The sequence below is a fragment of the Ferrovum sp. genome (assembly GCF_027317285.1).
Taxonomy (GTDB): domain Bacteria; phylum Pseudomonadota; class Gammaproteobacteria; order Burkholderiales; family Ferrovaceae; genus Ferrovum.
On sequence record NZ_DAHVHV010000024.1, the window covers coordinates 12,212 to 32,668 of the forward strand.

Genomic DNA, 20,457 nt, shown 5'->3' on the forward strand with positions numbered 1-20,457 from the left:
ACTGTATTGCCATTATGAAACCGTGTTCAATGATTGATGAGGCGCGACGACATGTCCCTGTTTGATGTTCTTGGTTTCCGATGGGACAGGTCAGCGATGCCGACTTTCGTTCCGTCGCATTCGTTGGATCGGGTCTGTTTCCGTTTTCACAAGATGTTGCCCGAGTTCGTCTGGGATGCCTCAGTGCTCGAGGGCAATCCCTTTACCTTCCCCGAGGTCAAGACGCTGCTGGATGGCGTGACCGTTGGCGGGCGGAAGATTTTCGATCAGGAACAAGTCCTGAATCTGGCAGAAAGTTCAAAGCGCCTGCTGGCGATGGTCAAGGGCGGTGAGTTCTCTCTGTCCAAGCCTGCATTCACCGAACTGAACGGCATCGTTGTCCGCAGGGAAGCATTGGAATGGGGGGTGTTTCGTGGCGAAGGTCAGGAAAAGAATTACACCCCGGACGTTGGTCTTGGCGAGCATGGGCGCTATACTCCACTGCCGACGTTGCCCGGTGCGCCGGAACTGAACCGGGTATTCCATGAAGGCGTGGCCGCACTACAAGAGTGCGAGCCGTTCGAGCGAGCGACCGCATTCTTCCTGTTCGGTGCCTTGCAGCAGTTCTTCTTCGACGGCAACAAGCGCACGTCGCGCTTCATGATGAACGGCATACTGATGTCGCATGGCATCGACGCCATCAGCGTGCCTGCCGCCAAGGCGCAGGAATTTAACGAGAAGATGGTGCGGTTCTATCTCTCGAAGGATGCGACCGAGATGATGGCATTCCTCGCGGGCTGCCACCCGGAAGCGGAGGCAATCTTGCCTTCCATTGAATAATCAATAGGACAAGTTAAACATGCTGCTGATGATCGACAATTATGATTCTTTTACCTACAACCTGGTCCAGTATTTCGGGGTCCTGGGTCAACAGGTCGAAGTGTTTCGCAATGACCAGATCACCCTGGCTGAGATCGAACGTCTGGCGCCTGACTATCTGGTCATTTCGCCGGGGCCGTGCAGTCCGCGCGAAGCCGGGATCTCCGTACCGGTGATCCAGCATTTTGTCGGCAGGATTCCCCTGTTGGGGGTTTGCCTGGGGCACCAGGCCATGGGGTTTGCCTTTGGCGGCGAGGTGGTGCGGGCCAGGACGCTCATGCATGGCAAGGTATCCCCCGTGTTCCATGGCGGGCAGGGTCTGTTCCGTACCCTGCCCAACCCTTTCCAGGCCACCCGGTACCATTCCCTGGCCGTGCGCCGGGAGACGCTGCCCGATTGCTTTGAAATCACTGCCTGGACCGAGGATGGGGAAATCATGGGCATGCGTCACCGCGAATTCGCCATGGAGGGGGTGCAATACCACCCCGAATCCATTCTGACCGAGTTTGGTTACGACATGCTCAGGAATTTTCTGGAAAATCCCGGGGGGCGTTGAACACCTTCGAGAGTTGGCAGAACTCTTCCAGGCTGAGGGTTTCGGCACGGCGGCGGGGATCGATGCCCAGCCTTTCCCAGGCTTCTGCCGGGAGGGTTCCCTTCAGGGTGCTGCGCAGCATCTTGCGGCGTTGCGAAAACGCCTGGGCAACGACCCGGGACAGGGCAACGGGGTCGCACTCAGGGCGTTCGTGGGGCAATTTGGGGATCAGGCGCACGATGGCGGAATCCACCTTGGGCGGCGGCGTGAAAGCCTGGGGCGGAACCTCGAGCAGGGCCTCCATGTGGAAATGGTACTGCAGCATGACCGAGAGACGTCCGTAATCCGAAGTATCGGGGGAAGCCACGAGACGATCCACCACCTCCTTCTGAAGCATGAACAGGGCATCTTTCATGGAAGCGGCGTGGGGCACCAGATGGAAGAGGAGCGGAGTGGAAATGTTGTAGGGCAGATTGCCCAGCAGGCGCCAGGCATTGCCGAAGGGGGTAAAGTCCACCGTCAGGACATCCTGAGGGAGCAGGGTCAGGCGGTCCTGGGCGGGGTGGCGGTGCCAGCGTTCCACCAGATCCCGGTCCAGTTCGATGAGCGTCAGCGTCATCCCCCGCTCCAGCAGTGGAAGGGTCAGTGCCCCCAGGCCCGGGCCGATCTCGATGATTTTATCTGCGGGGGAGGGCGCCAGGATGCGCAGGATGCCCTCGATGATCCCCTCATCCGTCAGAAAATGTTGTCCGAACCGTTTCCGGGCACGATGCGCGGATGGGCTCATGGAGCGCCACGGGTCAGGGATTGGGCCAGTGCCAGGGCGGCCTGCAGGCTGCCCGGGTCCAGGTTTCCGGTGCCCGCCCGATCCAGGGCGGTGCCGTGATCGACGGACGTGCGCAGGATGGGCAATCCCAGCGTGATATTCACCCCGGACCCGAAACTGGCCCGTTTCAGGACGGGAAGCCCCTGGTCATGATACATGACCAGGACGGCATCGCTGCCTTCCAGACGTTCCGGCAGGAACAGGGTGTCGGCCGGAAAAGGACCCCGGGCATCGATGCCCGCAGCACGGGCGCGAGCGAGGGCGGGGTTGATGGTGGTGATCTCCTCCTGTCCCAGGTGACCGTTTTCTCCCGCGTGGGGATTCAATCCGGCCACCAGGATGCGGGGAGCGGGACAACCAAAACGAGACTTCAATTCATGGTGGAGAATCTCGAGGGTATCCCCCAGGACTTCCCGGGTGATGGCCGAGGGAACCTGACTGAGCGGGAGATGGGTGGTGACCAGGGCCACGCGCAATCCTCCGCCCACCAGCATCATGACCACATGGGGCACGCCGAGTCGGGCGGCCAGATATTCCGTGTGCCCGGTAAAGGGAATTCCCGCCTCGACGATGACGCTTTTTTGCAGGGGGGCGGTGACCAGTGCCGCCAGATGTCCCGCCTGACAGGCGTCCGTCAGACTGTCCAAGGCATTCAGAACGGCCCGGCTGTTGCGTGGGTCCAGTTGGCCTGCCGTGGCGGGGACGGCCAGGGGGTGATGCCAGAGCAGGGGGCGCGCGGGGGGCGGCCGGTTTCCCGTCCAGTCGGCGACATCGAGAAAGGGGTAGGGCAGGCCCAGCAGGCGGGCGCGGGCACGCATCAGGGCGGCATCGGCCGCGACGACCAGGGGGGCATCCGGGGACTGATGGGCCAGGTGCAGGCAGAGGTCCGGCCCGATCCCTGCCGGCTCCCCTGCGGAGATTCCGATCGGAAGGGGATCAGTGTTCATCGAGGCGGATGTCTACAAAGGCCTGGTCGCGCAGTTGGCGGACCCATTCCTCGTAGGCTTCATCGGCTTTGCGGGCACGCAGTCCCTGGCGCGCGGCCATTTTCTTGCCGTCTTCCGAATCGCTGGCCTGACGGACCTCGATCAACTGCACGAGGTGCCAGCCCATGGGGGTCTCGAAAGGCTGGCTGACTTCTCCGGGCTTGAGAGTCTTGATGACCTTTTCAAACTGCGGCAGGGTGGACCCTTCCGAAATCCAGCCGAGGTCTCCTCCGCGATTGCGACTCTCGTCTTCCGAATTGAGGGTCGCCAGTTTGGCGAAATCTTCGCCGCCCTGGATGCGTCCGGAGAGCCCCACGATCTTGGCCTGGGCGTCCTTGGGGTTGGTCTCCGGGGTGATTCTGACCAGAATCTGGCGGACGTGGTACTGATTGACGTTGGCAATGGCATTGGGCGTTCGGCGGTTGATCACCTGAATGATGTGAAACCCGTTGGGGCTGCGCAGAATTTCGCTGTGTTCCCCAGGTTTCAACTTGCCGGCGGCTTCAACGAAGAGGGTCGGCAGACGGGTGCTGGGACGCCAGCCCAGATCGCCACCGGTCAAGGCGTCCGGGGATTCGGAATAGGCCGCAGCGGCCTGGGAGAAGGGCATCCCGTTATCCAGTTGGTTCAGGGCCTCCTGGATTTTTTTCTGCCGTTCCCTGATGACGGCGGGCGGGGAATTTTCGGGGACGGTGACCAGAATATGCGCGAGATCATACTCGTCCGGGGTTGAATTCCCCTGGTTTTTTTCCTTTTCCAGTTCGGCGTTGACCTCATTGTCGGACACGAAGATGCGGTTTTCCACTTCCCGCTCGCGAACCTGGGAAAGAATGATCTCGTTACGAATTTCTTCGCGGAACTTGGTCCAGGTCAAGCCTTCCTTTTCCACCTCTTCCTTGAAGCCGGAAAGGGTCAGTTTGTTCTGTTCGGCCAGACGGGCCATGGCCTGATCCAGTTGGGTATCGTCCACCTTGATGCCCGCATCGTGCGCATACTGGAGCTGGACTTCATCCATGATCATTTTTTCCAGGATCTGGTGGACCAGGATGGCTTGATCGGGCAGTTGGACTCCCTGGCGGCGCAACTGGGCGGTGATCATGGCCGTGCGTTCATCCAGTTCCGACTGGGTGATGATGTGGGTATTGACGACGGCCACGATCCGGTCCACCACCGGACGGTGGGTTTCCTCATCCGTCGGGGTGTCGGGAACGTCCGCTTTGTCCGCGGGGGCGGTGGCCTGGGACGCCGGTGTGGCGGGATCCGCCGCAGGGGCCGTCGCGGGTGCCTCTGCAAGGACGAGGCGGCAGGAGAGCAACAACATCAATAGGGCACAAAGGCGATACATCATTGGGGGGATATCTCGTTGGTTTTGGTGTAGCCAGGAATATTGTAGCGCAGGGTATCCAAAGGATTGGGACCGAGCCCAAGGGGGCCCAACTCGAGTTGGACATAAAAAGCGGTATCCGTCTGAATGGGGCTGACGGGAAAGCGCGAGGAAATTACCCGCAAGGCCCAGCACCCGGCATTATACTCGACCCCCGTCAGGGCTTCCAGTACCTGATTGTCCAGAGTGGAATAGGCCAGGCGTCCGAGGAAAGACAGGCGACTGGTAATCGGCCACTGTCCCGAGATGTCCCATTGTTTGACCGAGGTCAGATCATTGATGGGAATCGGACCCGTGACGCCGGGAATAAAGGTGGTCGCCTGCCCCAGATAGTTGATGACCGTGGTGGGCATCCCCTGCAGGGGGGTGTCGATACGGTAGCCAAGGTTGAACACCTTGCCCGCAGCAGGCGTGTACGCGATGGTGGTGGCCATTTGTTGGGTGCGGTGTGACTGGGCGCCAAAGTTGAAGTAACTGTCAAAATTCCAGCGTTCCGTGATGGCCGCCGTGAACGCGGCGATGATGTCCGAAGCGCTGGAGACGGGTGGAAGTTCCCCAGGGAGCAGAACCTGGTTCGGGGTGAAATAGAAACGTTCACCCAGCAGGGCGCGCACCATTTCTCCGCCGGTGGTCGGATTGAGCAGACGGCTCGTCACGGCGGCGGTGAGCTGGTTGGCATTGTTGATCCGGTCGATGCCGTCGAACTGGTTTTCCGTAAAGATGGTGGACGCATTGAAGTCGGACAGCCCGGTGTCGAAAATGGGGAGATTGTTCTGGTTCCGGTAGGGAATGTACACGTAATAAAGCCGAGGTTCCAGGGTCTGCTGATAATCTCTCCCGCCCAGACTGAAGTTGCGATCCAGAAAAAGCCCGGTATCCAGGCTGGTGATGGGCAAGGTCCGGTTGTATACGCTTTGGGGGGAAGTATTGAATTGCCCCAGGTTGTACTGGGTGAAGTCCATGCCGGTCTTGAACGTCACGAAGCCCTCATTGTTGCGCCAGGGAACCGTGATGGTGGGGTAGACGTGCAGGCGACTGCCGCTGACGATGGACTGATAGTTGCCGTTGTAGGTAATGCCGTTGGCCACGGCAGTTCCCGCCAGGGTATTTGGTCCGGGGCTGACAAAATTGGTGTACTGGGAGGACATGTCCAGATTCAGTCCGTGCCAGTCGTTCAGGAAGCCGTGGGCGGACAGTTGGGGGTCGATGCGGTATTGGGCCACCCCCCCCAGAAGAGGTTGGTAGTTGAGGGAACTGACGTCAAACTGCCAGTGCTGGATCCCGGAATAGCCCAGGTCCAGACTGCGCGGCAGATAGACCAGTCCCTGAGGACCGATCAGGGTGTTGAGGTCGTTCATGTAATTGGGGTCCGAGGCGCTCTGGACGTTGGCGTTGAAGGTCAGTCCCGGAGCCAGGACCTGATTGTGGGTCCAGGAGGCAAACCAGCGGTCCGTCCCCAACTGGCTGTCGTGCGGCAGGTATTCGGCACTCAGAATGCCTGACACCGAGGGGTCGAGATAACGCACTTCGTTGCCCAACTGGAGCCCACGGGTGCTCATGAAGCGTGGGGTGACGGTATCGTCGATGTTGGGCGCCAGATTGAGATAATAGGGAACGGCAATATCCTGGCCCGTGGTGCTGGAGGAACCGATGATCGGCGACAGCAGGCCGGAACGTCGCTGGTTGTCGAGAGGAAACGTCAGATCCGGGGAATACAGGATGGGTTTTCCCTGGAAATTCAAGGTGCCATCGTGGGCATCGCCTTCCTGCAAGGTATGGTCGAGGTCCAGTTTCGGGGTGCGAATGAACCAGTCGGGGGTGCTGGCCTTGCAGGTGCTGAAGGTCGCATTCAGGAGGGTCTCCTTGTCCCCGGCCGTCAGGTCCATTTCCCTGGATATCCCCTGCATGAACCAGATCGGTGGGCGTTGGATGGGGCTGCCGGGCAAGGGGACGACATAACTGGCAGGCGGTGGCTTCCAAAGCAAGGTGCTGGGATCGCGGTAGGAGAAATGAGGACTGTCCATGACCCCGATCTGACCCCCCAGTTGATAGAAGCCATGGGGGCTTTCCAGGAGAAGCGTGTTGTTCCGGATCATGCGGACGTTGCCCGTGGCTTCCACGGTATCCGTGGGTTGATCGTAGTGCAGATGGTCGGCTTCGATGACCACCCCCTGGCGCCGTAATTCGGCGTGTCCCTGGGCATCCATGAACTGGTCCTTCTGTCCGGAGAGTTTGTCCGCGCGGAGAAATGAGGCCGGATTTTGATCGCCCAGTGCGGGATTTGTGGCATTATCCTCCAGAATGGGGGCGGTCTTGAGTTTGATGACCGAAACCGGGGGTTCGGGGTCACCATTTTTTTGGGGGCCGGCACCCTGGTCCTTCGCCGAGCCTGCGGCGCTGGAAGGCTTTCTGTCATTGACCTCGGGGTCGGACGGAGACGGCGTGTTTCCCGCGTCGTCCAGCACCGCAGACGCCATGCCTGTCAGAGGAAGCCAGAGCAGGGCCATGGCGAGTAACAGGGCAGGGATCATGCGGTAAGAGCGTGACGTGCAGACGAGGCGGACATCGAACAGGTTATCAGGTTGAAAATCTTTGTTAAAATCTCACAAAACGACCTAAATGGCAATCCTTGCCTTCATTTCCTGGAAAAATAATTGGTGCGACGACAAGCCCTTCATCAGTGGTTGACCCCGTATTACCCGGTGCCTTTCGAGGCTATCCAGCCCGCTTCCTCCGATGCCAGTTTTCGTCGGTATTTCCGGGTGATGACCCCGGAAGGCTCACGCATCCTCATGGATGCGCCCCCGGACAAGGAGGATTGCCGCCCCTTCGTGCGGGTTTCCCGTCTTTTTTCCGAGGCGGGGGTGCATGTGCCGCGCATTCTGGCCTGGGAAGAAAAACAGGGGTTCATGATGCTGGAAGATTTTGGCGAGACTTCCTACCTGAGCGCGTTGCAGGCCGGCGCGGGGCAAGGCCCCGGTGCCGACACCCTGTACGGCAACGCGCTGGGCGCCCTGGTGCAGATTCAGTCGGCCAGCCGGGACGGGGTCCTGCCCCCTTATGATCGTGCCCTGTTGCAGCGGGAAATCGATCTGTTTCCGGAATGGTACGTGCAGAAGCATCTGGGCGCCGTCTGGACCACGCAGGAACGCGTTGTCTTCGAGGCGGTGGTTCGGGGGTTGCTGGATGCCATCGAAGGCCAGGCGCAGGTTTGGGTGCATCGGGACTATCACACGCGCAACCTGATGGTGGCGAACCCCGATCCGGGGGTGCTGGATTTTCAGGATGCCGTGCAGGGCCCGGTGACCTATGATGCCGTTTCCCTGCTCAAGGACGCCTATATCGACTGGGAGGAGGCACAGGTTCTGGACTGGCTGGTGCGCTATTGGGAGCGGGCGCGGGCTGCCGGGATTCCGGTGGGGGAGGATTTTGGGGCTTTCTATCAGGATTTCGAGTGGATGGGCGTGCAACGGCACCTGAAGGTGTTGGGGATTTTTGCGCGCCTTGCCTGGCGCGATGGAAAAACCGGCTATCTGGCGGACATGCCGCGCGTGGAGAAGTATCTGGTGACGGCCTGCCGGCGTTACAAGGCGTTACAGCCCCTGGTGCCGATACTGGAACGGTTATGGCAGACACCGTCCCGAACCGGGTATACCTTCTGATGCCCCAGGCCATGATTCTGGCTGCCGGGCGGGGCGAGCGCCTGCGCCCATCGACGGACCGCTGCCCCAAACCCCTGTTGCCGGTGCGCGGAAAACCGTTGATCGAGTGGCAGATCGAGGGTCTGGTTCGGGCGGGGTTCGATGAGATCGTGGTCAATGGGGCCTGGTTGGCCGAATCCCTGGAAGCCTTCCTGGCGCAGGGGCAGCGCTGGGGCATTCCGCTGCACTGGTCCCGGGAGGCTCAGGCCCTGGGTACGGCGGGCGGCGTGGTGCAGGCTCTCCCCTTTCTGACGGATCCGGTGTTTGCCGTGGTCAGTGCCGATATCCATACCACCTACGCGTATGAACTGCTCAGGGCCCGGTTGGAACGATGGCGGGATGCACCGGCGACGGAGGGCGCAGACCAGTCCCTGCAGGCGCATCTGGTGCTGGTGGAAGATGAACGCTATCCCCGGGATTTTTCTCTGGATGGCGAGGGGCGGGTGACCCCGCCCGTCGGTCGGGCCGGGACCTATGGCAATATCGGTTTGTTCCGGCGTTCCTTCTTCACCTCCCTGAGGCACGGAGAAAATGCCGACCTGGGGGCCTTGCTGAGGAACGCGGTCTCCCGGCGCCAGGTGAGCGGAGAATGGACCGCTGCCCCCTGGATCAATGTGGGCACGCCGGCCGAGTGGCAACGTGCTGAAAAATTATTCGAAGGAGTTTGATCCATGTCCGTCCCCCTCACCTCCCTGTCCCTGTTGCGTGCCCGCCGCCGCCGTCTGGCCGATTCCCTGGGAGCGGGCATCGCCATCCTTCCCACCGCCCCCGAACGGATACGGAATGCGGGGACCTGCCATCCTTACCGCTGGGACAGCCATTTCCATTATCTGACGGAATTTCCCGAACCCGAGGCCGTGTTGGTGCTGCAGGGCGGAAAAAAACCGCGCAGCCTGCTGTTTTGCCGTCCCCGGGACCCCGAGCAGGAGCGTTGGGAAGGACGCCGCTATGGTCCGGAACAGGCCTGCGCGCAGTTCGGGATGGATGCCGCCCATGCGCTGTCCGAACTGGACGACCTGTTGCCCACCCTGCTGGCGGGCTGCGAGACGGTGTACTCCGTGATGGGCCAGGACGAAGCCTGGGACCGGCGCATTCAGGGGTGGTTGCAGACCCTGCGGAATCAGGCGCGCAGTGGGGTGCGTGCGCCCCGGCAGTGGGTCGATCTGTCGGATCGCCTGGGAGAAATGCGTCTGGTCAAGGAAGCGCGGGAGTTGCAGTTCATGCGCCGGGCCGCGGAGATATCGGCCCGTGCCCATTTGCGCGCCATGCAGGCGACCCGTCCGGGGCGCTACGAATACGCTGTGGAGGCCGAACTGTTGCATGAGTTTCGTGTCCACGGCGCCGCCGGTCCTGCTTACCCTTCCATCGTCGCGGGCGGCGAGAATGCCTGTATCCTGCATTATGTGGACAACTCGGCGCGTCTGCGCGACGGAGACCTGTTGCTGATCGATGCGGCGTGCGAATGGCAGGGGTACGCAGCGGACATTACGCGCACATTTCCGGTCAACGGGCGCTTCAGCGCGGCTCAACGGGACCTTTATGAAGTGGTGCTGGCGGCCCAGCAGGCCGCACTGGGACAGATCAAGGCAGGAAAACGGGTATCGGCCTATCATGGGGCGGCCCTGAAAGTGTTGGCCCAGGGGCTGATCGACCTGGGGTTATGTCAGGGAAGTGTGGACAGTGTCCTGGAAAAGGAGGAGTACCGGCGGTTTTACATGCACCGCACGGGCCACTGGCTGGGGCGGGATGTGCATGATGTGGGGCGCTACGTGGACGAGCAGGGGAAACCCCGCCGACTGGTGCCCGGTATGGTTTTGACGGTGGAACCGGGCGTCTACGTGGGGGGGGAAGACGATATTCCGGTCGCTTTCCGCCATACGGGCATTCGTATCGAGGATGATGTGGTGGTGGGGGAAAAGGGGCATGAAGTGATTACGGATGCCGTTCCCCGCACGGTAGAGGAGATCGAGGCATGGATGGCGCAGACCCGGCGGCGGTGATCATTGTCGGAGGGGGGCCCGTAGGGGCGGCAACGGCGCTGGGGCTGGCCCGGCGCGGCGTACCGGTACGTCTGCTCGAGGCCCGTCCTTCATTGCGTGCCGATGACCGGCGCACCCTGGCCCTGGCCCAGGGGAGTCGGCAATTGCTCGATGAACTGGGGGCCTGGCCCACGGCAGAAGTGACGACCATCGATCAGATCCACATTTCCCAGCGCCATCGTTTCGGCCAGACCGTGCTGACGGCCCGGGAATCCGGAATGCCGGCACTGGGTTACATCCTGCGCTACAACACCCTGATGGCGTGTCTGGACGAACAGGTGCGCCGGACTGAGGGACTGTCGCTCGAGACTGGCGCTGAAGTCAGTGCGGTGTTCCCCGGCAGCGGGGAGGCCGAAGTGGTTTGGCAGGCACAGGGCCGGGAGTGGCGTGCCCGGACTCCCCTGGCGGTCCTGGCCGATGGGGGGCGGGCGCTGACGGCCCAGGTATTTGGTGCCGCACGGGAACAGCCCTATACCCAGGTGGCGTTAGTGGCCCAACTGGAAACGGATCGACCGGTCGGGTCCCTGGCCTATGAGCGGTTTACGCCGGAGGGTCCCATCGCACTGCTTCCCCTGGGGCAGCGGTATACCCTGGTGTGGACAGGAACCCAGGCACAGACCGAATTGCGCCTGGGTTGGCCCGAAGAAAGGTTTCTGAGTGAATTGCAGGCGGCTTTCGGAGGGCGGGCGGGCAATTTTCTGCAAGTCCATGGACGCAGTTGGTTTCCTCTCACCCTCAAGGTCCTGGACTGCGTGATTCGTCCGCATGGTGTGGCCATTGGCAATGCGGCCCAGACCATGCATCCGGTGGCGGGGCAGGGGCTCAACATGGGGTTGCGGGATGCCGACCAGTTGATTCGTCTGGTGGGGGAAGGCGGGCTGGATGTCCTGGGGAGTGCCGCCCAACTGGAACGGTTCGTGGCCCTGCGTCAGCGTGACCGGAACTGGGGAATCGGGTTCACCCATTCCCTGGTTCGCCTGTTTTCCAACGATTGGCCGATCCTGGCTCAGGGTCGGGGCCTCGGGTTGGCGGTCCTGAATGGATTGCCGGGGATGCGCCGGGCCTTGACCCGCGTCATGTCCTTCGGGTTTCAGGGGGGGATGAGAGGATGACCAGACGGACCCCCCCCCTGGACGTGATGATCGTTGGAGCCGGGATTACCGGATTGGCTCTGGGGTTGGTTTTGCACCAGAAGGGCGTGCGGGTGAAGGTGATCGATCGTCGACCCCTGCCCGAGTTTGCCGCGCCGGCGGGGTTTGACCAGCGGATTTATGCCATGAGTCTGGCCAGTGAAGCATTCCTGCGCCGCGCGGGAGGCTGGCAGGACATGGACCAGGCGCGCATCCAGCCCATTCTGGGGATGAAAGTGCAGGGCGATCGGGATGGTCGGCTCTCCCTGGCGCCCAACCGCGGGCAAACCGCTCACATGGGCTGGATCGTGGAGGCGGGGGCCATGTTGAGTGCCTTGCACCGGCACCAGACAAAGGTGGCGCCCGAACTGCTTGAAACCGGGCTGACCGTCAGCGCCATTCACGAGCAGGACTCTGCCCTGGAGGTATGCCTGAGTCGCGGGCAATCCTGGCAAACCCGGCTTCTGGTGGCGGCCGACGGGATTCACTCGGATCTGCGCGAACGTTTCGGCATCCCCGCGCACTTCAGTCCCTACGGTCACAGGGCCATCGTGGCCAACTACCGGATCAGCGGGCAACATGGCGGCGTGGCCCGACAATGGTTCGTACCGGGAGAAGTCATTGCCCTGCTGCCCCTCGTCGGGCAACATGTTTCCCTGGTATGGTCAGCCCAGGGCGATCATGCCCAAGCCTTGCTGGCGATGTCTCCCGTGCAGCGTGCCCAGGCCTTGCAGCAGCAGGTGGGGTATGAACTGGGTTTGCTGGAAGAAATTTCCGTACCGGCCGATTTCGAATTGCGCCGCATGGATGTGGCGCGCTGGATTGCGCCCCGCTTTGCCTTGGTGGGTGATGCGGCCCACGGGGTACACCCCATGGCCGGACAGGGTCTGAACCTGGGTTTGCAGGATGCTGCCTGTCTGGCTGAGACGCTGATCGGGCGCGGGCCGGGGCCGGATTATGGCGACCGCTCCCTCCTGCGACGATATGAACGGGCCCGTCGGGAACCTGTGGCGGTGATGCAGGGTCTGACGGGAGGACTGGCCCATGTGTTTTCTGCTTCCCGGCAGCGCTGGGGGTGGGCCAGGAATTGGGGAATGAACCGTCTGGAACGGTGTTCCTGGTTAAAGGACGAGTTGGTGCGTTATGCCAATCGGTAGGCCATGAATCGAGGAGCTGAAATGGAAAGCGGGGTACGATGGAAGGACTGGCTCGGGCGTTTCTGGGCAGGGGTCTTGCTGGGTACGGTATGGTTCGGTGCACAGGCAGACGAGGCGCTGGTGCGTCAGCATCTGCAACAGAAATTACCCAAACTGGCACCGCATGTGCTGCAGATTCATCCGGCCCACGCCCTGGGTCTGTATGAACTCTACACCGATGATCGACAGATTCTCTACGTGGATGAGGCAGTCACTACGCTCGTGGCGGGAGATCTGATCGAGGCCCATGACCTGCACAATATGACGGAAGCTCGCCTCAAGATTCTGGGGGCGGTCAAGCCGAACGAACTTCCGCTCAACCTGGCCATGAAACGGGTCAAGGGGAACGGAAAACGGGTGGTGGCGGTGTTCTCCGATCCGGATTGTCCTTTCTGCCGGAAACTGGAAAAGGAACTGAGCAGCATCACTGATGTGACCGTCTACACCTTCCTCTATCCCATTGCATCGCTGCATCCCGATGCCCCGGAACGGTCGCATTGGATCGCCTGTGCCAAAGATCCGGAAAAAGCCTGGGAAGACTATCAGCTCAGAAATATCGAACCCGTCCATCACGAGTGCCAGGACCAACTCGAGGAGGTTCAGAATCTGGGGGAAAAATACCGGATCAGCGGAACGCCCACCCTGGTGTTCGCGGATGGCGAGGTGGTTCCGGGCGCCCTGCCTCGGGCAGAACTGGAGAAGGCGCTGGGTCCCCACTGAGTCAGGGGAAAAGGGGTGAAAGAGGGGGGGCAGATGCTTATGCCCCCCCGGTGGATTACATCTGGTGGCTGGCGGTCACTGTGGACGCAGGACGGGCACAGGCCTGGGTGCCCTGTTGTTCACACTTTGTTTTTGGCAAAGTCTGCTCGTTGAGTGCGCTGGACGTCAGGCCAGGCGGAAGGGCGGGACGCGGTTTGGCAATCCCGAACTGTTGCTGGGGGTTTCCTCCCATGGGGGTCCATAGGGGGTCGGGCAACTTGGCCGATGCAGACCAGGCGGTCAGGCAGAGTGTGGCGAATAACAGAGTGTTTTTCATGGGAAACTCCTAAGGTAAAGTCACTAAGAAAAGCGGTGAGGTTCAGGAACGAATTCTGTCTGGATGTGGGATCCCCGGTTTCGGGGATACATCGATTGATTCGTGCCTCCCGTCTCGTGCGATCCGGATCATCGATGAACGACAGTGACACCGTAGTATTGAGGACTGGACGGCATTTAACCACAGTGTCCTTAAGGAAATGTTAAACCGCTGGCGCATGGGGACCCGCAAGGACTCCGGCAGTCCGGACGAGGCTGCCCAGGAAGCCAGGTAGAACGTGGCGAATGACAAAATCGAGTAATTCATGAGGACCTCCCAAGGTAACGTTGCTCAAAGAACAGTGATCGTCAGGAACGGATCCGGCCTGGAAGAATGATCTGTTTTCACTGGACTATGAAGCAGGATTCATGCCACTCTGCTTCGACCCTTGCCTGGCTTGAAGAGTTCATGCTTTTTGGGGCCTCGAAGAGGGAATGTGACCGAGGGGTGCACCAAGCCGGTGCCGAGGTTGCACGAAGAATGGGGCAACTTCCCGCAGGGCCTGGTGGATTGTTTTGTTTGATCAATTAAAACTTGTAAATGCCCTGCAACCCATAGGTCACCATGCTCTGGTACAGGGTTCCGTTGGAGGAGGCGAAGATTCCCTGATCTGCGCGATCCCCCCGCAATTCGGCACGCAGTTCGAAGTCCTTGACGGGCGCATACCCCAGGGTCAGGGTCGCCTCCCGTACGGTATTGGGACCGGGCAGCGTTCCCGGGGCTGCCACAGCCACCCCGGATTCATCCTTCAATTGTTCCGCCCGGAATGATACCCGGTATTGTTCGTTGATCTGATAATTCAGATATCCCGCCAGCCCCCAGTAAACCTCTGTCCCCACCTGATTGGGCGTGGCACCGATCACCACGTTCTGCTGACTGGAGTGATCGGCGTTGAGAATAAACGTCAGAGACTGCGTCAGGTTGGAGGTGAAGACCATGTCCAGCAAGGTGCGATTGCCGCTCCTGACCCCGGAAAGAGGGGTTCCCGCATTGGCCGTATACATGTTGGTGATGGTCCCGGCGGGAATGATCCCTGCCCAGTCGAGGGAGGTGGGCACCGTTTCGGCCCCGCTGTACACATCGAACAACAGCGAAGTATCCTTGGTGAATGCCTGGTTGATGGCAAATTCCGCCGTCTTCGAGGCGGTCATGCCCGTCACCTGATCCCACCCGTTGTTGACCCCCATGGTCACGGTGGTCGCATCCGTCAGCGCGTTCACGGCACGCACCCCCGTATGGGTAAAGGGGCTGTGGCCGTAGAGGATGGAACGGGTGATGTTGGTATCCGCCACACTGTTGGGCACTTCAACGCCCGACAGGGAATTGAACTTCCCGCCGATCAGGGTCCAGAGTCCGGTAGCATATTGCATGTACGCTTGGGTAGGATCAAAGTTCCCCCCCGACCCCATGGTGGAATTGTATTGGTTGAGATTGTTCCCGGAGCAGGCGCCGTAGGAACACAGGTAACCCGCGTTGCTCCCGGCGATCAGATCCACCAGCCAGCCCATCCCCTGCTTGGGGGTTTGGGACATGGTGATGGAGGCCTGGTTGAGGCTGAAGGAATTCTTGCTGGTATCAAAGACCTGGACGTTGGGGTCAGGCATCTGGTTATGGCCGATGTACCCGGCATCCAGATAACCGGACACATCGATGCTGGAAGCCTTGAACAATTTGGCGATGGTCATCTCCGGCTCTGCGCTGGTTTCATCTTCCTTTGCATTGGCAGCCGTCATCATCCCCATCATCAAAAGACAGGAGGTCACTTTGAGGGGGAAGGGCAGGGGGGCTTTCATGAGGTTTTCTCCTTGAGGTATGGATCGATGAATGAAAATATGGAGCCAATCATAGAAAGATCGACGCAAAGAATTCATAAAGAAAATGAACCAAGCCATGAAATTTGAATCAATTCCGTTGATCAAATCCTCCTTTCCGAGGTCGTCCACCTTCCAAACTTTCGTGATGAAAACTGTGATCCGTCGATGGAGTAGCGCTGTCCTGCTGGGGTTGTGGGGGCTTGTGGTGTGTGCGGATCTGCGGGCTGAAACCCTGGCAGAGGGTCTGGCCCAGGAAACCCAGGCCTGGACCCAGGGCAGTTATGCCTTGCCCGAACCGGAGCGGGAGGCATACTTTGCCCGCCTGCAAGATCAGGCCCATGATTTGTCCCGGCACTATCCCAATCAGGCCGATCCCCTCGTCTGGGAGGGCATCATTACGGCCACTCATGCCAAATATCAAAATATTTTCAGTGCCTTGGGAACGGTTCGAAAAGCCCGGGACATTCTCCTCCAGGCCGTGGCCATCGATCCCACGGCCATGGACGGGTCCGGCTTGATCACGCTGGGCGCCCTCTATTTCAGGGTCCCGAAATTCGGTTCGTTTGGAGATGACGACAAGGCACGTAACTATTTTCAACGGGCCTTGAAGGTGGACCCGGACAATATCGATGCCAACTTTTTCTATGGAAAATTTCTCCTGGCTCAGGGAGATAAAGCCCATGCCCTGATTTGTCTCAAAAAGGTGATCGATGCGCTGCCTCGTCCCCAAAGCGTCGAGGCGGATCGGGCACGCCAGGCAGAGGCACAGGACCTGCTGTCTCAAAACTTTTGAAGTTGACCGGGTTTGTGTTTTTTGAGCAGGCGCGCAGCAAGTGACCGAGCACAATGGGGTTTTCAGGGAGAAGCCCATGACCCATGTACGACACTGGACCAATGCGCAATTGCTGGCCTGCCTGTTCGGGACCCGCGGCAATTACCGGGCCTGCGAGGAGACACTGGAACCCCTGTTCGGCGAAATGGATGGGAAACTGCAACGCAAGGGGCAGGCCTTGCGGGAAGTCCTGAGACGCTGGTTGGAAGAACGATTGCGCCGGGGGGAGGTCATGGGCCAGCCGGCTGTGGTCAAGGATTATCTGCGCCTGATTTTCAAGGGGCAGACCCATGAGTCATTCTGGGTCCTGTATCTCGATGCCCAGCATCAACTGATTCAGGCAGAAGAACTGTTCCGCGGAACCTTGACCCAGACTGCAGTGTATCCCCGCGAGGTGCTGAAGGGGGCCTTGCGGCACAATGCGGCAGCCATCCTGCTCTCCCACAACCACCCTTCGGGGATGGCCCGTCCCAGTGCCGCAGATCGCCAGCTGACAGAAGTGCTGAAACGGGCTCTGGGGTTGGTGGACATCCGGGTGCTCGACCACTTCGTGGTGGCTGGTCCGGAACTGGTGAGTTTTGCCGAGCAGGGCTGGTTGTGAGCCCCCGCCTTAATTTTCGGTGCCGACCCGGGCCAGTTCCCGGGTCAGTTCGGCTTCATCCAGTCGTCCCAGTTTGACCCAGATCACCTGGTCCCGGGGACCCAGCAGAACGGTCATGGGCAACCCCTGCTGGGCATTCCCCAGGTTCCTGGTGAGGGTCAGGGTGTCGTCCTGGCCGATGAGGTTGGGATAGGGCAGGGGGTGCGCCTTGACGAAGGCGTTCACCGATTCGGGGCTATCCATGGCAATGCCGATGAATTGTACATTCCGGACGGACCACTGGGGGTATAGTCGGGTCAGCATGGGCAGTTCGGCGCGACAGGGGGTGCACCAGGGGGCCCAGAAGTTGATCAGGCGATAGCGCTGGGGCCATTGCCCGAGGGACTGGGGGGTCCCCTGCAGGTCGGGCAGGGTCAACCTGCCGAAACCGGGAGGCGCGACCGGGGGTGGGGTGGGTTCCTGTCTGAAATGAAACCCGAAGGCCAGCAACAGGGTTGTGGCGACGATCACGCCCCCTTTCCATAACTTCCCATTCATTTATTTCTTTCCATTCTGCGCCCGAGGGCTCGTGATAAAATCCTGCCACTTACCTGCTACTCTAACAGAGTCAACCCTGACTTTCACCGTGGTCAGATACTTTAGGAACACACAGGATTATGGGAAAAGAGGTTAAAGTTCCGGACATTGGCGATTTCAGGAATGTTCCGATCATCGAGTTGCTGGTCAAGGAAGGGGATCTGCTGACGGTGGATCAACCCCTGATCACCCTGGAATCGGACAAGGCGACCCTGGAAGTTCCTGCCACCGAAGCGGGAAGGGTGGAGCGGGTGCTGGTCAAACTGGGGGAACGGGTGTCCGAGGGTTCGCCCATTCTCATCCTGGCGGTGCCGGGGGAGGAATCGGTGGTTCCCTCTCCGGTTCCGGTGACACGTGCGGATCCGGTGATGCCGCCCGTGGATGCGCCCGTGGTGGCGCCCTCTTTTTCCACGGTTCCCGTCTCTGCTCCCCGGTTGACGCCTGCGGGAGAAGAAGCGTTACATACGGCCCATGCCAGTCCGACGGTGCGTCGTCTTGCGCGTGAACTGGGGGTGGATCTGGGACAGGTGCAGGGCAGCGGGCCCCATCAACGAATTCTGCGCGAGGACATCCAGAATTTCGTCAAGGCGGCGCTACAGTCTTCGCGTTCTCAGGGGGGCGGGTGGGGCATGGGGGATCTGCCTGCCTGGCCAACCGTGGATTTTGCCAAATATGGCCCGGTGGAGACGCGCCCACTGGGCCGGATCAAAAAGCTGTCCGGGGGATACCTGCACCGCAACTGGCTCATGATTCCGCACGTCACCAACCACGAGGAAGCGGACATCACGGAATTGGAAGAATTCCGTCAGGACTTGAATCATGAGGCGGGACCGGAATTCCCCCGAATCACCCTGTTGACCCTGGTGCTCAAGGCCCTGGCGGCGGTATTGCCGGATTTTCCGGAATTCAACGCGTCCCTGCAAGGGGATGCCCTGGTTCTGAAGCATTATATCCACCTGGGTTTTGCCGCAGATACCTCTTCGGGGCTGATGGTGCCGGTGGTTCGTGACGTGCCGTCCAAGGGAATCCGCGCCATTGCCACCGAGGTGGCGGCCTTGGCGGCCCGGGCCCGGGAAGGCCGGCTGACTCCGGACGAAATGCAGGGGGGAACGTTTTCCGTGTCCAGTCTGGGCGGGATTGGAGGGTCATTTTTTACGCCCATCATCAATGCGCCGGAAGTGGCCATTCTGGGACTGGGGCGGGCGCTTCAGAAACCGGTCTGGCGTGCGGGGTCCGTGGTGGGGCGCTGGATGTTGCCTCTGTCGCTGTCCTACGACCACCGGGTGATCGATGGCGCAGGCGCAGCCCGTTTCAATGAAGCGTTGTGCCAGATTCTGGCGGATATCCGCCGCATTTTGGTTTAGGGTAGAGTGACGGATGATGAGTCAGGAAGTGGAAACGGATTTTGAGGTCGTGGTGATCGGGGCCGGCCCGGGTGGCTACGCTGCGGCGTTTCGCAGTGCGGACTTGGGGCGGCGGACCTTGCTGGTTGAACGCGCCACGACCCTGGGCGGGGTTTGTCTGAATGTGGGGTGCATTCCCTCCAAGGCGCTCCTGCATGTGGCGGCGCTCAAGGATGCGGCTTTGGCCCTGGGGGCTCAGGGAGTCCACTTTGCGCCACCGCAAGTGGACCTGGATGCCCTTCGCGCCTGGAAAGACCAGGTGGTGGAAAAATTGACGGGCGGCCTGGTGCGCATGGCCAAAGTGCGCAAGGTGGAGGTATGGCACGGCAGGGCACGTTTCACGCAGCCCCATACCCTGGAAGTGCAGGATGATGCGGGGACGCTCCGTTCGGTCCGGTTTCAGCAGGCCATCATCGCCACGGGGTCGGCACCGGTGACCTTGCCCTTTTTGCCGCAGGATCCGCGCATTCTGGATTCCACCGGGGCACTGGCCTTGACTTCGGTGCCTGCTCGCCTGCTGGTGGTGGGCGGGGGAATCATCGGCCTGGAAATGGCTACGGTCTATGCTTCCCTGGGCGCCCGGATCGATGTGGTGGAAATGTCCGGCAGTTTGATGGGCGGGGCAGACCGGGATCTGGTCAAGGTCTGGGAGAAACATAATGCGCCCCGTTTGGGCAAGGTGCGGCTTGGCACCCGCGTGACTGCCGTGGAGGCTCGTCCAGATGCCCTGTGGGTCAAATGGGTGGATGCCCAGGGTCGGGAAGGGGATGCCACGCCTTATGACGCGCTTCTGGTGGCGGTGGGGCGTACGCCCAACAGCCGCGATCTGGGGTTGGATGCCCTGGGCGTGAAGGTGAATGAACAAGGCTTCATCCCGGTGGATCGTCAGCAACGGACGGTTCAGCCCCATATCTTCGCCATTGGGGATGTGGTGGGACAGCCCATGCTGGCCCATAAGGCCACCCATGAAGGGCATGTGGCTGCAGAAGCGGCGGCAGGTTTGCCGCGCGGACTGGATATCCGCCAGATTCCTGCCGTGGCCTATACCGATCCGGAAGTGGCCTGGACCGGTCTCACGGAAAGCGCAGCCCAGGCCCAGGGCGTTTCCTACGGCAAGGCGGTTTTCCCCTGGGGGGCCAGTGGACGGGCTTTGGCCAATGGACGCGCGGAAGGCTTTACCAAGATTTTGTTTGACGAGACCACCCACCGCGTGTTGGGCGGGGGAATCGTGGGTACGGCGGCGGGGGACCTGATCGGTGAATTGTCTCTGGCGGTGGAAATGGGGGCGGACGCCACCGATTTGGGGCGCACCATCCATCCCCATCCGACGCTGGGTGAAACGGTGGGGTTGGCGGCAGAATTGTATGAAGGGGTTTGCACCGATTTGCCTCCCCTGCGCCAAAGGTCGACCTCATGAAAATACTGGTGAGCAATGATGACGGGTACTTTTCGGCGGGGTTGGCGGCATTGGTGGATGCCCTCACGCCTCTGGGGGAAGTGA

General features: G+C 60.7%; 20 protein-coding genes. 13 read left to right on the forward strand and 7 right to left on the reverse strand.

Annotated features, from left to right (window positions below; genetic code table 11):
* The first annotated feature begins 51 nt into the window (after window positions 1-51).
* Complete coding sequence (locus M6F29_RS06770; RefSeq protein WP_298158067.1) at window positions 52-819, forward strand: Fic family protein; 768 nt, start codon at window positions 52-54, stop codon at window positions 817-819.
* A 19-nt stretch (window positions 820-838) separates the two neighbouring features.
* Window positions 839-1,414, forward strand: coding sequence for an aminodeoxychorismate/anthranilate synthase component II (locus tag M6F29_RS06775; RefSeq protein WP_298158069.1), 576 nt, complete (start codon window positions 839-841; stop codon window positions 1,412-1,414).
* Here M6F29_RS06775 and rsmA read toward each other — a convergent pair.
* The 4 genes from rsmA to lptD are packed head-to-tail and all read right to left on the reverse strand — an operon-like array spanning window position 1,380 to window position 7,120.
* Entirely contained in the window at window positions 1,380-2,180 is an 801-nt protein-coding gene (rsmA, locus tag M6F29_RS06780; RefSeq protein WP_298158071.1) for a 16S rRNA (adenine(1518)-N(6)/adenine(1519)-N(6))-dimethyltransferase RsmA, read from the reverse strand. The two genes, M6F29_RS06775 and rsmA, sit on opposite strands and share 35 nt — an antisense overlap.
* A complete protein-coding gene (gene pdxA / locus M6F29_RS06785) occupies window positions 2,177-3,166 on the reverse strand; it encodes a 4-hydroxythreonine-4-phosphate dehydrogenase PdxA (RefSeq protein ID WP_298158073.1) in 990 nt (329 codons plus the stop codon). The genes rsmA and pdxA overlap by 4 nt, the downstream gene beginning before the upstream one ends.
* Window positions 3,156-4,553, reverse strand: coding sequence for a peptidylprolyl isomerase (locus M6F29_RS06790; protein ID WP_298158075.1), 1,398 nt, complete (start codon window positions 4,551-4,553; stop codon window positions 3,156-3,158). Before M6F29_RS06790 ends, pdxA begins: the two co-directional genes overlap by 11 nt.
* Window positions 4,550-7,120 (reverse strand): LPS-assembly protein LptD, encoded by a 2,571-nt coding sequence (gene lptD / locus M6F29_RS06795; RefSeq protein ID WP_298158077.1) that lies wholly within the window; start codon window positions 7,118-7,120, stop codon window positions 4,550-4,552. The genes M6F29_RS06790 and lptD overlap by 4 nt, the downstream gene beginning before the upstream one ends.
* Before the next feature lie 123 nt (window positions 7,121-7,243).
* On the opposite strand from lptD, the gene M6F29_RS06800 reads away from it, so the two are divergent.
* From M6F29_RS06800 to M6F29_RS06825, 6 genes are read left to right on the forward strand one after another with little or no spacing between them, the layout of a single operon-like run.
* Window positions 7,244-8,251, forward strand: coding sequence for an aminoglycoside phosphotransferase family protein (locus M6F29_RS06800; RefSeq protein ID WP_524537714.1), 1,008 nt, complete (start codon window positions 7,244-7,246; stop codon window positions 8,249-8,251).
* Entirely contained in the window at window positions 8,215-8,958 is a 744-nt protein-coding gene (locus M6F29_RS06805) for a nucleotidyltransferase family protein (protein ID WP_298158080.1), read from the forward strand. Before M6F29_RS06800 ends, M6F29_RS06805 begins: the two co-directional genes overlap by 37 nt.
* Window positions 8,959-8,961: 3 nt before the next feature.
* Window positions 8,962-10,290, forward strand: coding sequence for a Xaa-Pro aminopeptidase (gene pepP, locus M6F29_RS06810; RefSeq protein WP_297479961.1), 1,329 nt, complete (start codon window positions 8,962-8,964; stop codon window positions 10,288-10,290).
* On the forward strand, window positions 10,263-11,441 hold the full coding sequence (locus tag M6F29_RS06815) for an FAD-dependent monooxygenase (RefSeq protein ID WP_298158082.1): 1,179 nt from the start codon (window positions 10,263-10,265) through the stop codon (window positions 11,439-11,441). The genes pepP and M6F29_RS06815 overlap by 28 nt, the downstream gene beginning before the upstream one ends.
* Window positions 11,438-12,616, forward strand: coding sequence for an FAD-dependent monooxygenase (locus tag M6F29_RS06820; RefSeq protein WP_298158084.1), 1,179 nt, complete (start codon window positions 11,438-11,440; stop codon window positions 12,614-12,616). The genes M6F29_RS06815 and M6F29_RS06820 overlap by 4 nt, the downstream gene beginning before the upstream one ends.
* A 21-nt stretch (window positions 12,617-12,637) precedes the next feature.
* On the forward strand, window positions 12,638-13,375 hold the full coding sequence (locus M6F29_RS06825) for a DsbC family protein (RefSeq protein ID WP_298158086.1): 738 nt from the start codon (window positions 12,638-12,640) through the stop codon (window positions 13,373-13,375).
* Between the two features lie 55 nt (window positions 13,376-13,430).
* Here M6F29_RS06825 and M6F29_RS06830 read toward each other — a convergent pair whose 3' ends face one another.
* Window positions 13,431-13,691 (reverse strand): hypothetical protein, encoded by a 261-nt coding sequence (locus M6F29_RS06830; protein WP_298158088.1) that lies wholly within the window; start codon window positions 13,689-13,691, stop codon window positions 13,431-13,433.
* A gap of 566 nt (window positions 13,692-14,257) precedes the next feature.
* On the reverse strand, window positions 14,258-15,523 hold the full coding sequence (locus tag M6F29_RS06835; RefSeq protein ID WP_298158090.1) for an outer membrane beta-barrel protein: 1,266 nt from the start codon (window positions 15,521-15,523) through the stop codon (window positions 14,258-14,260).
* A 97-nt stretch (window positions 15,524-15,620) separates the two neighbouring features.
* Here M6F29_RS06835 and M6F29_RS06840 point away from each other — a divergent pair, with 97 nt between their 5' ends.
* Complete coding sequence (locus M6F29_RS06840; RefSeq protein WP_298158092.1) at window positions 15,621-16,337, forward strand: tetratricopeptide repeat protein; 717 nt, start codon at window positions 15,621-15,623, stop codon at window positions 16,335-16,337.
* Between the two features lie 76 nt (window positions 16,338-16,413).
* Window positions 16,414-16,977, forward strand: a complete 564-nt coding sequence (locus M6F29_RS06845) for a RadC family protein (protein WP_298158094.1) — start codon at window positions 16,414-16,416, stop codon at window positions 16,975-16,977.
* Between the two features lie 9 nt (window positions 16,978-16,986).
* Here M6F29_RS06845 and M6F29_RS06850 read toward each other — a convergent pair whose 3' ends face one another.
* Window positions 16,987-17,514, reverse strand: a complete 528-nt coding sequence (locus M6F29_RS06850) for a TlpA family protein disulfide reductase (protein WP_298158096.1) — start codon at window positions 17,512-17,514, stop codon at window positions 16,987-16,989.
* Between the two features lie 119 nt (window positions 17,515-17,633).
* On the opposite strand from M6F29_RS06850, the gene M6F29_RS06855 reads away from it, so the two are divergent.
* The 3 genes from M6F29_RS06855 to M6F29_RS12285 form a co-directional block, all read left to right on the forward strand.
* A complete protein-coding gene (locus M6F29_RS06855) occupies window positions 17,634-18,917 on the forward strand; it encodes a 2-oxo acid dehydrogenase subunit E2 (RefSeq protein WP_298158098.1) in 1,284 nt (427 codons plus the stop codon).
* Window positions 18,918-18,930: 13 nt separating this feature from the next.
* Window positions 18,931-20,373 (forward strand): dihydrolipoyl dehydrogenase, encoded by a 1,443-nt coding sequence (gene lpdA, locus M6F29_RS06860; RefSeq protein WP_366525956.1) that lies wholly within the window; start codon window positions 18,931-18,933, stop codon window positions 20,371-20,373.
* Window positions 20,370-20,457, forward strand: an 88-nt coding sequence (locus M6F29_RS12285; protein WP_366525957.1) for a 5'/3'-nucleotidase SurE, incomplete at its 3' end; no start/stop codon positions are given. The genes lpdA and M6F29_RS12285, both read left to right, overlap by 4 nt.

What these genes read in the sequence shown, in the direction of transcription:
- M6F29_RS06790 (WP_298158075.1), bottom strand. Translation starts at nt 4,553, where the DNA reads ATGATGTATCGCCTTTGTGCCCTATTGATGTTGTTGCTCTCCTGCCGC.
- M6F29_RS06845 (WP_298158094.1), top strand. Translation starts at nt 16,414, where the DNA reads ATGACCCATGTACGACACTGGACCAATGCGCAATTGCTGGCCTGCCTG.
- M6F29_RS06815 (WP_298158082.1), top strand. Translation starts at nt 10,263, where the DNA reads ATGGATGGCGCAGACCCGGCGGCGGTGATCATTGTCGGAGGGGGGCCC.
- M6F29_RS06840 (WP_298158092.1), top strand. Translation starts at nt 15,621, where the DNA reads ATGAAATTTGAATCAATTCCGTTGATCAAATCCTCCTTTCCGAGGTCG.
- M6F29_RS06855 (WP_298158098.1), top strand. Translation starts at nt 17,634, where the DNA reads ATGGGAAAAGAGGTTAAAGTTCCGGACATTGGCGATTTCAGGAATGTT.
- pepP (WP_297479961.1), top strand. Translation starts at nt 8,962, where the DNA reads ATGTCCGTCCCCCTCACCTCCCTGTCCCTGTTGCGTGCCCGCCGCCGC.
- M6F29_RS06775 (WP_298158069.1), top strand. Translation starts at nt 839, where the DNA reads ATGCTGCTGATGATCGACAATTATGATTCTTTTACCTACAACCTGGTC.
- lpdA (WP_366525956.1), top strand. Translation starts at nt 18,931, where the DNA reads ATGATGAGTCAGGAAGTGGAAACGGATTTTGAGGTCGTGGTGATCGGG.
- lptD (WP_298158077.1), bottom strand. Translation starts at nt 7,120, where the DNA reads ATGATCCCTGCCCTGTTACTCGCCATGGCCCTGCTCTGGCTTCCTCTG.
- M6F29_RS06850 (WP_298158096.1), bottom strand. Translation starts at nt 17,514, where the DNA reads ATGAATGGGAAGTTATGGAAAGGGGGCGTGATCGTCGCCACAACCCTG.
- M6F29_RS06820 (WP_298158084.1), top strand. Translation starts at nt 11,438, where the DNA reads ATGACCAGACGGACCCCCCCCCTGGACGTGATGATCGTTGGAGCCGGG.
- M6F29_RS06835 (WP_298158090.1), bottom strand. Translation starts at nt 15,523, where the DNA reads ATGAAAGCCCCCCTGCCCTTCCCCCTCAAAGTGACCTCCTGTCTTTTG.
- M6F29_RS06805 (WP_298158080.1), top strand. Translation starts at nt 8,215, where the DNA reads ATGGCAGACACCGTCCCGAACCGGGTATACCTTCTGATGCCCCAGGCC.
- M6F29_RS06830 (WP_298158088.1), bottom strand. Translation starts at nt 13,691, where the DNA reads ATGAAAAACACTCTGTTATTCGCCACACTCTGCCTGACCGCCTGGTCT.
- rsmA (WP_298158071.1), bottom strand. Translation starts at nt 2,180, where the DNA reads ATGAGCCCATCCGCGCATCGTGCCCGGAAACGGTTCGGACAACATTTT.
- M6F29_RS06825 (WP_298158086.1), top strand. Translation starts at nt 12,638, where the DNA reads ATGGAAAGCGGGGTACGATGGAAGGACTGGCTCGGGCGTTTCTGGGCA.
- M6F29_RS06770 (WP_298158067.1), top strand. Translation starts at nt 52, where the DNA reads ATGTCCCTGTTTGATGTTCTTGGTTTCCGATGGGACAGGTCAGCGATG.
- pdxA (WP_298158073.1), bottom strand. Translation starts at nt 3,166, where the DNA reads ATGAACACTGATCCCCTTCCGATCGGAATCTCCGCAGGGGAGCCGGCA.